Genomic DNA, 12,460 nt, shown 5'->3' on the forward strand with positions numbered 1-12,460 from the left:
TGTGTATTCCACAACAATACTCCAGTACCCGACCGGGAACTGCAAAAGGAGAAGGTCATGCTCGAGCTCGCCAAGGAGCAGATAGCCATGGGCCAGAAGGCCGCCGACAAGGCCGAGGCATTGCGCCTGCTGGCCGATCGGCTGGTCGCTGACGGCCTGGTCGCCGAGGGGTACCTGCAAGGGCTGCAGGCCCGAGAGGCACAAGGCTCCACCTTCCTTGGGCAGGGCATCGCCATCCCCCATGGCACGCCGCAGACCCGCGACCTGGTGTACGCCACCGGCGTACGCCTGTTGCAGTTTCCCGAGGGGGTGGACTGGGGCGATGGCCAGATGGTCTACCTTGCCATCGGCATCGCCGCCCGTTCCGACGAACACCTGCGCCTGCTGCAACTGCTGACCCGCGCCCTGGGCGAGACCGACCTGGCGGAGGCACTGCGCCGTGCCGGTTCCGCCGAGGCGTTGCTGAAACTGTTGCAGGGCGCGCCGCAGGAACTTGCGCTGGATGCACAGCTGGTCGGCCTGAACCTGGCGGCCGAAGACTTTGACGAACTGGCCTGGCGCGGCGCCCGCCTGTTGCAGCGCGCCGACTGCGTCGACAGCGGTTTTGCCGCCGTGCTGCAGCAGGCCGAGCCGCTGCCGCTGGGCGAGGGCCTGTGGTGGCTGCACAGCGAGCGCCAGGTGCGCCAGCCGGGCCTGGCCTTCATCACCCCGCAGCAGCCGCTGCGTTATCGCGACCAGCCGCTCAACGGCCTGTTCTGCCTGGCCAGCCTCGGTGCTGCCCACCAGGCCTTGCTCGAGCGCCTGTGCGAAGTGCTGATCGAAGGCCGCGGGCAGATGCTCTACCAGGCCACCAGCAGCCGCGCGGTACTGGAAGTGCTCGGCGGTGAAGCGCCGGCGGACTGGCCCAGTGCGCGCGTGGTGCTGGCCAACCCGCACGGTTTGCATGCCCGCCCGGCAAAGGTATTGGCGCAACTGGCCAAAGGTTTCGAGGGGGAAATCCGTGTACGCCTGGTCGACAGCGCGCAGCCGGCGGTGTCGGCAAAGAGCCTGAGCAAGCTGCTCAGTCTCGGCGCACGGCGTGGCCAGGCGCTGGAACTGGTGGCTGAGCCAGGCATTGCCGCCGATGCCTTGCCGGTGCTGCTGACCGCCATCGAGGAAGGCTTGGGCGAAGAGGTGGAGCCACTGCCGCAGACCGCGGCCGTAGCCGACGAAGTGGCCGAGGTGCTGCAAGCGCCCGGAGCCGGTAGCCGCATCCAGGGCGTGGGTGCTGCGCCGGGTATCGCCAGTGGCCCGGCGCATGTGTGTGTCGAGCGTGAGTTCGACTACCCCCTGCGCGGCGAGTCCTGCGCCCAGGAGCGGCAGAAGCTGCGTGAAGCCGTGGCGACCGTGAATGGCGAGCTGCAGGCCTTGATCCAGCGTAGCGACAAGGCCATTGGCGAAATTTTCATCACCCATCAGGAAATGCTCGCCGACCCGGCCCTGACCGACGATGTCGAGCAGCGCCTGGGCCAGGGCGAAAGCGCCGCGGCAGCGTGGATGGCAGTGGTCGAGGCGGCGGCGCGCCAGCAGGAGGCGTTGCACGATGCCTTGCTCGCCGAACGTGCTGCCGACCTGCGGGACATCGGCCGCCGCGTGCTGGCGCAGTTGTGTGGTGTGCCGGCCCAGGCTGAACCCGAGCAACCCTACGTGCTGGTGATGACCGAAGTCGGCCCGTCCGATGTCGCCCGGCTGGACCCTGGCCGCGTCGCCGGTATCGTCACCGCCCAGGGTGGCGCCACCGCCCACAGTGCCATCGTCGCCCGTGCCCTGGGCATCCCGGCGGTAGTGGGCGCGGGCGCGTCGATACTGCTGTTGGACAACGGCACGCCGTTGCTGCTCGATGGCCAGCGTGGCGTGGTCAGCGTGGCGCCGCCGGCGGATGAACTGCAACGGGCCCTGGCCGAGCGCGACCTGCGCGAGCAACGCTTGCAGGCTGCCTGGGCCAACCGCTTCGAGCCGGCGGTTACCCGCGATGGTCATGCTGTCGAGGTGTTCGCCAATATCGGCGAGAGCAACGGCATCGCCAAGGTAGTGGAGCAGGGCGCCGAAGGCGTGGGCCTGCTGCGCACCGAGCTGATTTTCATGGCCCACACCCAGGCCCCGGACGTGGCGACCCAGGAAGCCGAGTATCGCCGCGTGCTCGATGGCCTCGACGGGCGCCCGCTGGTGGTGCGCACCCTTGATGTCGGCGGTGACAAACCGCTGCCGTACTGGCCGATCGCTGCCGAAGAAAACCCGTTCCTCGGCGTGCGCGGCGTACGCCTGACCCTGCAGCGCCCGCAGCTTATGGAAGACCAGCTGCGCGCCTTGCTGCGCGCTGCCGACCAGCGCCCGCTGCGGATCATGTTCCCGATGGTCGGGCAGGTGCATGAATGGCGCGAGGCGCGCGCCATGGTCGAGCGCCTGCGCGCGGAGATCCCGGTAGCCGACCTGCAGCTGGGTATCATGGTCGAAGTGCCTTCGGCAGCGCTGCTGGCACCGCAACTGGCGCGCGAAGTGGACTTCTTCAGCATCGGCACCAATGACCTTACCCAGTACACCCTGGCCATCGACCGTGGCCACCCCAGCCTCTCGGCCCAGGCCGACGGCCTGCACCCGGCGGTGCTCAGCCTGATCGACATGACCGTGCGCGCCGCCCATGCCCATGGCAAGTGGGTGGGCGTGTGCGGCGAGCTGGCGGCCGACCCGCAGGCAGTGGCCGTGCTACTGGGCCTGGACGTGGACGAACTCAGTGTCGCCGCGCGCAGCATTGCCGAAGTCAAGGCCCTGGTTCGCCAGGCCGATTACCAGACGGCCCGCGCCCTGGCGCACGAGGCCCTGCAACAGGACAGCGCCGCAGCGGTTCGCGCGCTGGTGGAGCGTTACTGAATGGCCAAGATCCTCACCCTCACGCTAAATCCGGCGCTGGATATCACCATCGGCCTGGATACCCTGCGCCCCGGGCAGGTCAACCGCAGCCAGGAACAGCACAGCCACGCCGCGGGCAAAGGGTTGAACGTTGCCCAGGTACTTGCCGACCTGGGGCACAGCGTCACTGTTGGCGGCTTTCTCGGGCATGACAACCTGCAGCCCTTCGAGGCGCTGATCGGCTGGCGTGGTTTCGTCGACTGCTTTGTTCGCGTGCCGGGCGAAACCCGCAGCAACATCAAGCTGGTCGAGGCCGATGGCCGTGTCACCGACATCAACGGCCAAGGCCCGGAAGTCGACGAAGCGGCGCGCAGTGAATTGCTGCGCCGCCTGGTGCAGATTGCCCCGGGCCACGATGCGGTGGTGGTGGCTGGTAGCCTGCCGCGCGGGATCAGTGCCGACTGGTTCCGCCAGTTGCTCGAACAGCTCAAGGCGCAAGGGCTCAAGGTGGCCTTGGACAGCAGCGGCGAAGCCCTGCGTGTCGGCCTGCAGAGCTCGCCCTGGTTGGTCAAGCCCAATACCGAAGAGCTGGGCGAGGTGCTCGGCCTGGCTGTGGATAACCCGGCGCAGCAGCGCGCAGCTGCCGAGCGCCTGCTGGCCAGTGGCGTAGAACACGTGGTGGTGTCGGCGGGCGAACAGGGCGTGAGCTGGTTTACCCATGACCATGCCGTACATGCTTGCCCACCCAAGGTGCAGGTTGCCAGCACGGTGGGCGCAGGTGATTCGCTGGTGGCGGGCATGGTCCACGGCCTGCTGTTGGGTGAAGCCCCGGCGCAGACCTTGACCCGGGCCACCGCGATCGCTGCACAGGCTGTTACCCAGGTTGGTTTCGGCATCCGCGACCGCGAGCAACTGGCGCGTCTGGAAGCTGCCGTGCAACTGACAGAACAACAAGAGGGTTGCCGATGAACATTGCCATTGTCACTGCCTGCCCCAACGGCCAGGTGTCGAGTGTGCTGAGCGCGCGTTTGCTGTCTGCCGCTGCCCAGCGGCGGGGCTGGAGTACCAGCGTCGAAGTGCAGGATACCGGCCACCCCGAGCGGCAACTGAGCGCCGCGCAGATCGCCGAAGCCGACTGGGTGCTGGTGGTCAGCACCGGCCCGGTGGACCTGGCCCGTTTCGTCGGCAAGCGCGTGTACCAGAGCACGCCGTCCCAGGCTTTGGCCGACCGCGAAGGTTTCCTCGATGAAGCGGCTTCCAACGCCCGGCTGCTGGCCACGGTGCCAGGCCTTCCGGCCGAAGCTGGCAGCGCTGGCGCACGCATCGTCGCCGTCACGGCTTGCCCGACTGGCGTCGCGCATACATTCATGGCTGCGGAAGCTTTACAGCAGGCCGCGCAGCAACTGGGCTACCAGCTCACCGTCGAAACCCAGGGCTCGGTCGGTGCGCGCAACCCTTTGTCTGCCGAAGCCATCGCCGCAGCCGATGTAGTGCTGCTGGCTGCCGACATCGAAGTGCCCACCGCGCGGTTCGCCGGCAAGCGCATCTACCGTTGTGGCACCGGTATCGCCCTCAAGCAGGCCCGTGCCACCCTCGACAAGGCTCTGGCTGAGGCCAAGGTTGAAAACAGTGGCGATGCCGCAGCGGCGAGCACGCCAGCGAAGGGCGAGAAGACCGGGGTGTACAAGCACCTGCTCACCGGTGTGTCGTTCATGCTGCCGATGGTGGTGGCTGGCGGCCTGCTGATTGCCCTGTCGTTCGTGTTCGGTATCGAGGCTTATAAAGAACCGGGCACCTTGCCGGCCGCATTGATGCAGATCGGCGGCGAGGCTGCGTTCAAGCTGATGGTGCCACTGCTGGCGGGCTATATTGCCTGGTCCATCGCCGACCGCCCGGGGCTGGCGCCCGGCATGATCGGCGGTCTGCTGGCCAGCACCCTGGGCGCCGGTTTCATCGGCGGTATCGTCGCTGGCTTCCTCGCCGGCTACAGCGCCAAGGCCATTGCCCACTGGGCGCGCCTGCCCAGCAGCCTCGAGGCACTCAAGCCGATCCTGATCATTCCGCTGCTGGCCAGCCTGTTCACCGGCCTGGTGATGATCTACGTGGTCGGCCAGCCGGTGGCGGCAATGCTGGAAGGCCTCACGCAGTTTCTCGACAGCATGGGCACCACCAATGCAATCCTGCTGGGCCTGTTGCTGGGCGGCATGATGTGCGTCGACCTGGGCGGGCCCATCAACAAGGCTGCCTATGCCTTCTCGGTGGGGCTGTTGGCCTCGTCGAGCTATGCGCCGATGGCGGCGACCATGGCAGCCGGCATGGTGCCGCCGATTGGCCTGGGTATTGCCAGCTTCCTGGCCCGGCGCAAGTTCGCCCAGAGCGAGCGTGAAGCGGGCAAGGCGGCCCTGGCGCTGGGCTTGTGCTTCATTTCCGAAGGGGCAATCCCGTTTGCTGCCAAGGACCCGCTGCGAGTAATCCCGGCTAGCGTGGCCGGCGGGGCATTGACCGGGGCATTGTCGATGTACTTCGGTTGCAAGCTGATGGCGCCGCATGGCGGCCTGTTCGTGCTGCTGATCCCCAATGCGATCAACCATGCGCTGCTGTACCTGTTGGCGATCGTGGCGGGCAGCTTGGTGACGGCGGTGGTGTATGCGGTGATCAAGAAGAGCGAGGGGGTGGAGTTGGCGGTGGCGCCGGTGAAGGGCTAGAGATTTCAGTTGGCCTTACTGGCCTCTTCGCGGGCACGCCCGCTCCCACAGGATCACTGCAAGCTTCAGGATCATGCAGTACCTGTGGGAGCGGGCGTGCCCGCGAAGAGGCCGGAACAGGTCACCGCCGATGCTTCTGCCGCAACGGCACCAGCAGATCGCCCAGCCCGTTGTGATCGACCTCATGCATCAGCGCCAGCAACCCACCCAATTCCCCGGCCGGGAAACCCTTGCGCGCAAACCAGGCCAGGTAATCCCCCGGCAGGTCGGCAATGATTCGTCCCTGGTACTTGCCAAACGGCATGGTTCGGGTGACCAGCAGTTCGAGGGTTTCCGGTTTCATCATCGGCGCACCTGGCTGTTGAAAAGCGCCGACCATACTGCAATCTGCACGAAGGCCCAAGCGGCAATCATGCAGAACGCCGTGTTCCAGCTCCAGTCACATATTTGTATCTAATTGATTTAAAAGGATTTTATCGATGATCCTTACTTGGCATGAACGCTGCTCTCCTACAGATGACTATCACCTGCCAAGGAGTTTGTGCCATGAGCAATCCCAACAAAGATGTGATCGACGTGCTCAACGACCTGATCGAGTACAGCAAGGATGGCGAGAAAGGCTTCAAGGCCTCGGCCGATGATGTGAAAAACCCCGAACTGAAAGCGTTCTTCGTTCAGCGTGCCGGTGAGTGTGCCAATGCAGCAGGCGAGCTGCAGAGCGAGGTGCGTCGCCTGGGTGGTGACCCGGAAACCTCCACCAGCATCAGCGGTGACCTGCATCGGGGTTGGGTCAACCTCAAGGCGATGGTCACCGGCAAGGATGAGGAAGCGGTGCTGAACGAAGTGGAGCGGGGCGAGGACCACGCCCTCAAGGCGTACAAGGAAGCCCGCGAGAAACTGGTGAAGCTGGGCCGCACCGCCAGCGACCAGACCTACACCTTGGTGGAAAAACAGCTGCAAGGTGTGCAGCGCAACCATGACCAGGTCAGGGCCTTGCGCAACGCCGCGCGCGCCCGCAGCTAGTCGGCAGGCCCCTCTACCCGGTTACGGCCCTTGGCCTTGGCCCGGTAGAGCGCTTCATCCGCAGCACCCAGCACTTTCGCCAGATCGTGCTGGGTGCCTGACAGGCCGATGCCGATGCTGACCGTGACCGAGTGGGCATCATCGGCGAACGGTGCCAGCGCTTCGACACTGGCGCGGATGCGCTCGGCAAGCAGTTGCGCACCGGTCAAGTCGGTTTCCGGCAGCACTACCTGAAATTCCTCACCACCATACCGCGCAGCCAGATCGGCGGGGCGGCGGATGCATGCCTCGATGGTCTTGGCCACTTCGCGCAGGGCATGGTCGCCACCGGCATGGCCATGGCGCTGGTTGAACGCCCTGAAATGGTCCACGTCCACCATCAGCACTGCCAACGGCTTGCAATTGCGCTGGGCACGAGCCCACTCCTGTCGTAGTACCTGGTCCAGGCGTCGGCGGTTGGCCAGCCCGGTCAGGCTGTCGGTGGCGGCCAGGGTCGCCAGGCCCTGTTCGGCCTCCTGGCGGCGACGCAATTCGCGGCCCAGCAGCAGGGTCAGCCAGAGGATCCCCACACATAATCCCCCGGTGGCGACGCTGACCAGGATCGCAGTACGCCGCCAGGATTCGAATACATCTTCGGCCGAATGCACGACCAGTACGATCAGTGGCAACTGCGCGACCCGGGCGAAGGTGTACATGCGCGGTTTGCCGTTGCTGCTGGAGTGGGCGGTAAAGCTGCCGCTCTGCTCGCTGAGAATACGTTTGAAATTGGGCCGCTCGGCATAGTTGCTGCCGATTTGCGAGTCTTGCGTACGGCTGGGCTGGCGAGCCAGCAGTTGGCCGTCGGTGTTGAGCAGGTTGATGCTGCTGTCTTCGCCGATGTCCAGGCGCTGGAACAGTTCACTGAAGTACGAAAGGCGCAGCGCGCCCGCTGCCAGGCCGGCGAACTCGCCTTTGGCGTCGGAGATACGCCGGCTGAAACTGATACACCAGTCCAGGTCGCCGAGCCTGGCCTTGAACGGCGGGCCCACCAGCAGGCCGAGGTTGGCGTTGTGCAGGTGCGCCTGGAAAACCCCGGTGTCGGCGAAGTTGGCCTTGCGCGGCACGCTGCTGGTGGAATCGCCCACCACGTTGCCTTGCTTGTCCAGCCATAGCACGTCACCGCGCTTGCGGTCGACGAAGGCTTCATTGATTAGCAGGCGTTGGCGCACCGGGCCGGGGATTTCCGGCAGCTCCTTGCGCCCGACCGCCCAGATCAGGCCCTGCAGCGACTGGTCGTAGAGTTCGACGTTGCGCAGGATGTCGCTTTCGATCAGCTGGACGATATTGTTGGACGAGCGGATCGCCGACACCTCGACATTGTCGCGCTCGCGCGCCAGCAGGTAGCTGACGATGGCCACGATGGCGAGCACGGCAAGGCAACTGCCCAGGTTGAGGATCAGCTCGGGGTGCGACCTGTAGAGTGCGAAACGCGGAGATCGGGGGGTCATGCTCGCTACTGCGTGGGCAGGGCCATTCGCGGCGGCGACATTCTAGGGAAGCAGGGATTGTCGAACAAGATTTGTCCGACGGAATCGCGGTAGACCTTATTCTGGGCTAACCACAAGGCCCTGTGGGAGCGGGTTCACCCGCGAAGAAACCAACTCGGTATCTGGCACCGGCTTCGCCGGTGTTCGCGGGTGAACCCGCTCCCACAGGGGTGGTGTGTGCTTCCTTTAAACCAGGATCAGAACACGTTCAACGGGTAATCCACGATCACCCGCAGTTCATCGTTGTCGCTGTTGCTGTCGATCGACGCATAACCCTGGCTGCCACGGTGGGTGGCATAGCGCACCAGCACCGACAGGTCCTTCAGGTCACCTTCCTGGAACACGTACTTCACGTCCAGGTCGCGTTCCCAGTGCATGGCGTTCTTGCCATCGGCACGGTAGTAGTCGTAGTGGGTGGTGTCCTGGACGGCCTTGGTCAGGTCCGCCTCACCCCGCGAGTACGACAGCACCGTGCTCAGGCCAGGGATGCCCACACCAGCAAAATCATAGTTGTACTGCAGCTTCCACGAACGCTCGTTCGGTGCGTTGAAGTCCGAGTACATGCGCGAGTTGTCCAGGTAGATGCTGTCGCCCAGGTTGATGTAGTCGAACGGCGTGTTGCCGTTTACCCGTTGGTAGGCGGCGGTGACGCTGTGGAACCCGGCATTGACGGTGAAATGCACGCTGTAGGTATTGTTGTCGATCTTGCCCAGCAGGGCCTGGCCGGTGTCCTGGGTGTGATAGAAGTGCACGCCCGGGTTCAGGCTGACCAGGTCGCTGACCACGTAGGTGTAGTCGAAATCGGCGTAGTACTGGTTCCAGATGTCCTTCAGCTCGGCCGCATACAGGTTGGCGGTGATGTTCGGGGTACCGCTCCACGACGCGCCGGCCCAGTTCAGGTGCTTGCTCTTGTCATGCTCGCCCAGCGAACCGTAGTAGGTGTCGATGCGGCGGTGGCCGCTCTGGTTGTACGGCTTGGTGAAGCTCACCTGGCCGCCTTCGAGCAGCAGGCCGTCGATGCTGGTATTGGTCAGGCTCACACCACGGAAGGTCTGCGGCAGCATGCGGGTTTCGCCGCCGGCGATCACCGGGTTGGTGAGGAACAGGTCACCGGCTTTCAGCTCGGTGTCGAACGCCTTGAGCTTGACTGCGGCACCGGCGGTGGAGAACGAGTGCGGGGCAGCACCCAGTTCGTCTTCGTTCTTTTGGTGGGTTGGCAGAATGCTGGTGCCAGCATGGCCGCCGCCACCGTCGAGTTTCAGGCCCAGCATGGCGTGGGCATCCAGGCCAAAGCCGACCACGCCCGGGGTGTAGCCCGATTCGAAGCGTGCAACCGCGCCCTGGCCCCACTCGCGGGTGTCGCGCACGCCGGCGTTGTGGTTGTCGCGGTTGAAGTAGGCATTACGAAAATGCAGGTTGAAGGACGAGCCTTCGATGAAGCCATCAGCCTTGTCTTCATCTGCCTGGGCGGCGAAAGGGATCGTTGCAGTCAACGCAATGAACAGCGGGGTAAAACGAAACGCGGAAGGCACCGGTACTAGCTCCTTGGGTCTGGCGGTGGGGCAGTTTTTATTTTCGAATGTGCGTCTTTCTTATACGTGAACGTTACAGCCTGGCTGATAGTTGAAGCACATAAAAAAAGCCGCTGATCGGCAGCGGCTTTAAAAGGCTAACATATCGGCACCGGTGGTGCCCATGGTGTAGCCAAGGGAAAACGGGAGCAGCGACAGCGCTTGATCAGCTGTCGGCGTTAGCATCGACAGAAACCTTGGAAGCGGTCTGGTTTGCGTCCTTTGCGGCGTCGGCCTGCTGTGCGGCTACGGCTTCGCGGGCCTCTTGGTGGACCGCGGCGAACTCGGCATTACGGGTGACGAAAGCCTTGGATTCTTCGGCCATGGCCAGGGGCGACAACAACAGGGAAGACAGGACGAAGACGCTGGCAATACCCATACTGTTGGACATTTGAAACTACCTTCTTGCGGTGCAAGTGCTAATGAGGACAGGGGTAAAGTTAGTCCTTTCAATGCACTTGAAACAGAGCGAAGTGCGATAAGCACTGTTGCGCAAAAGGTAATTATCACTGGGAAAGCAATTGGACTTTCGCCGCAAACCTGCATGCTAGAGGGTCTACGCGGTCTTTACGTTGTGGGAGCGGCCTTGTGTCGCGAAAGGGCTGCGCAGCAGCCCCCGACAGATGCTGCCATGGCACAGAACCTGGGGCCGCTTCGCGCCCCTTTCGCGACACAAGGCCGCTCCCACATGGGCCGCGACTTCCTGTCAGGCATGGGCGGGCAGCCTGATACCAAAAGTGTTGGCCCCAGAGGCACTACGCACAAACACCTCCCCACCATGCATCAGCGCTATCGCCTTGACGATCGCCAACCCCAGCCCATGGTTACCGCCACCACTGTTGCTACGTGCCGCATCCACCCGGTAGAAGCGTTCGAACAGCAATGGCAGGTGCTCATCGTCGATCGCCGGCCCCGGGTTGCTCACGGCGATGCTGACCTGCTCCGGCCCGGCCGCGATCTGCACCTCGATCACCTGGTGCGGTGCGGTGTGCTGCACGGCGTTGTTCAGTAGGTTGATCAGCGCCCGGCGCAGCTGGGCCTTTTCGATGGGCGCTTGGGCATCGCCGCTCACGCTCACGCTGACCTGCGCGTCTTCGAGAATGTAGTCCAGGTAATCGAGGGTGGTCGCCACTTCCTCGGCCAGCGAGGCCTGGGTCAGGGCAGTGGCCTTGCTGCCCTGGTCGGCACTGGCCAGGAACAGCATGTCGTTGATGATGCTGCGCAGGCGCTCCAGTTCCTCAAGGTTCGATTGCAGCACTTCGAAGTAGTGCTCGGCGCTGCGCCCGCGGGTCAGCGCCACCTGGGTCTGGCCGATCAGATTGGTCAGTGGTGAGCGCAGTTCGTGGGCAACGTCGGCGTTGAAGGCTTCGAGCCGTGTATAGGCCTGGCTGACCCGGTCCAGTGCGGCATTGAAGGCGCCGGCGAATTGGGCCAGCTCCGGTGCCAGGTTCTCAGTCTGCAGGCGCCCGTCCAGGCGCGGTGGCGCCAGCGCCTGGGCCTCAACGGACAACGCCAGCAGCGGGCGCAGGCCGATGCGCGCCACCCAGTAGCCCAGCAGCGAGGCCAGCAGCACGCCGAGCACCGCCAGCCCGACAATCGCCACCAGCAGGCTGTGCTGGGCCTGCCAGAAGGTTTCGGTGTCGATGCCGATCAGAAAGCGCAACGGCGGGCGCTCGCCCAAGGCCGGCAGTTCGCTGACCAGCACCTTGTAAGGGTAGGGCCGGTCGGGCAGGCGCAAGTCGCGCATGCCCTGCGCACCTTCGGCGAAGGCGCGGACCAGCTCGCTGGGGTGGCCGTATTCGTAGGCCGGGTTGCTGCTGACCACCCAGAAGCGAATGCGCTTGTCCTCCTCACTGAGCAGGTTGAGCTTGTTGTTGATCTTGACCCAGTGCTCCGGTGTACCGAAGCGGTTGAGGGTGGATTCGAGCACGCTGAAACGGGCATCCAGCTCGGCTTGCGGCAGCAGGTCGAGGCTGCGGTCTACCTGGCGGTACAGCGCCGAACCGATCAGCAGGAACACGCCCAGCGCCACCAGGATGAACAGCGCCGACAGGCGCAGCGCGATGGAATTACCCCGCACGGTTTTCCAGGACATAGCCCATGCCTCGGATGGTGTGCAGCAACTTGTTGTCGAAAGGCCCATCGAGCTTGGCGCGCAGGCGCTTGATCGCCACTTCGACGACGTTGGCATCACTGTCGAAATTGATGTCCCAGACCAGCTCGGCAATCGCCGTCTTCGACAGGATTTCACCTTGCCGGCGGGCCAGCACGCTGAGCAGCGAGAACTCCTTGGCCGTCAGCTCCAGGCGCTGGCCAGCGCGTGTGGCCTTGCGCGCCATCAGGTCGATCCACAGGTCACCCACCTGCACCTGCAACGGTTCGTGGTTGCTGCTACGCCGGGTCAGGGCTTGCAGGCGGGCAACCAGTTCGAGGAAGGAAAACGGCTTGCCCAGATAGTCGTCGGCACCCTCGCGCAGGCCATGGATACGGTCTTCGACCCGTTCACGGGCGGTCAGCATGATTACCGGCGTCTGCTTGCGCGCGCGCAGGGCGCGCAGCACGCCATAACCGTCCAGGCCCGGCAGCATCACGTCCAGCACGATCACTGCGTAGTCACCTTCCAGGGCCAGGTGCAGGCCATCGATGCCGTCCCGCGCCAGGTCGACGGTAAACCCTTGCTCGCTGAGGCCGCGATGCAGGTAGTCGGCGGTTTTTTCTTCGTCTTCGATGATCAGCACACGCATGGTCT

The 12,460-nt window shown here is 64.5% G+C and carries 10 protein-coding genes; 4 read left to right on the forward strand and 6 right to left on the reverse strand.

What is annotated here, in order from left to right; all coding sequences use genetic code 11:
* Positions 1-57 precede the first annotated feature (57 nt).
* Genes ptsP through JV551A3_RS05830 form a run of 3 tightly spaced genes read left to right on the forward strand, consistent with a single transcriptional unit; the run spans position 58 to position 5,591 of the window.
* A complete protein-coding gene (gene ptsP / locus JV551A3_RS05820) occupies positions 58-2,907 on the forward strand; it encodes a phosphoenolpyruvate--protein phosphotransferase (protein WP_133970300.1) in 2,850 nt (949 codons plus the stop codon).
* Complete coding sequence (gene pfkB, locus JV551A3_RS05825; protein WP_133970301.1) at positions 2,908-3,855, forward strand: 1-phosphofructokinase; 948 nt, start codon at positions 2,908-2,910, stop codon at positions 3,853-3,855.
* Positions 3,852-5,591: a PTS fructose-like transporter subunit IIB gene (locus JV551A3_RS05830; RefSeq protein WP_133970302.1), complete on the forward strand. Its 1,740-nt coding sequence runs from the start codon at positions 3,852-3,854 to the stop codon at positions 5,589-5,591. Before pfkB ends, JV551A3_RS05830 begins: the two co-directional genes overlap by 4 nt.
* A gap of 121 nt (positions 5,592-5,712) precedes the next feature.
* On the opposite strand, the gene JV551A3_RS05835 is transcribed toward JV551A3_RS05830, so the two are convergent.
* A complete protein-coding gene (locus tag JV551A3_RS05835) occupies positions 5,713-5,934 on the reverse strand; it encodes a DUF3820 family protein (protein ID WP_016393933.1) in 222 nt (73 codons plus the stop codon).
* Positions 5,935-6,137: 203 nt separating this feature from the next.
* Here JV551A3_RS05835 and JV551A3_RS05840 point away from each other — a divergent pair, with 203 nt between their 5' ends.
* A complete protein-coding gene (locus JV551A3_RS05840; RefSeq protein WP_013970965.1) occupies positions 6,138-6,614 on the forward strand; it encodes a ferritin-like domain-containing protein in 477 nt (158 codons plus the stop codon).
* Here the strand turns inward: JV551A3_RS05840 and JV551A3_RS05845 are convergent.
* The 5 genes from JV551A3_RS05845 to JV551A3_RS05865 form a co-directional block, all read right to left on the reverse strand.
* Positions 6,611-8,101 carry a sensor domain-containing diguanylate cyclase gene (locus JV551A3_RS05845; protein ID WP_133970303.1) on the reverse strand — a complete coding sequence of 497 codons (1,491 nt, stop codon included), beginning with the start codon at positions 8,099-8,101 and terminating at the stop codon, positions 6,611-6,613. The two genes, JV551A3_RS05840 and JV551A3_RS05845, sit on opposite strands and share 4 nt — an antisense overlap.
* 236 nt (positions 8,102-8,337) lie before the next feature.
* Complete coding sequence (locus JV551A3_RS05850) at positions 8,338-9,672, reverse strand: OprD family porin (RefSeq protein WP_133978431.1); 1,335 nt, start codon at positions 9,670-9,672, stop codon at positions 8,338-8,340.
* Between the two features lie 205 nt (positions 9,673-9,877).
* Complete coding sequence (locus JV551A3_RS05855) at positions 9,878-10,102, reverse strand: hypothetical protein (protein WP_085705421.1); 225 nt, start codon at positions 10,100-10,102, stop codon at positions 9,878-9,880.
* A gap of 315 nt (positions 10,103-10,417) precedes the next feature.
* On the reverse strand, positions 10,418-11,806 hold the full coding sequence (locus tag JV551A3_RS05860; protein ID WP_133970305.1) for a heavy metal sensor histidine kinase: 1,389 nt from the start codon (positions 11,804-11,806) through the stop codon (positions 10,418-10,420).
* Positions 11,781-12,455 (reverse strand): heavy metal response regulator transcription factor, encoded by a 675-nt coding sequence (locus tag JV551A3_RS05865; RefSeq protein WP_025337735.1) that lies wholly within the window; start codon positions 12,453-12,455, stop codon positions 11,781-11,783. The genes JV551A3_RS05860 and JV551A3_RS05865 overlap by 26 nt, the downstream gene beginning before the upstream one ends.
* Positions 12,456-12,460 lie beyond the last annotated feature (5 nt).

It is taken from the genome of Pseudomonas inefficax (assembly GCF_900277125.1).
GTDB lineage: Bacteria > Pseudomonadota > Gammaproteobacteria > Pseudomonadales > Pseudomonadaceae > Aquipseudomonas > Aquipseudomonas inefficax.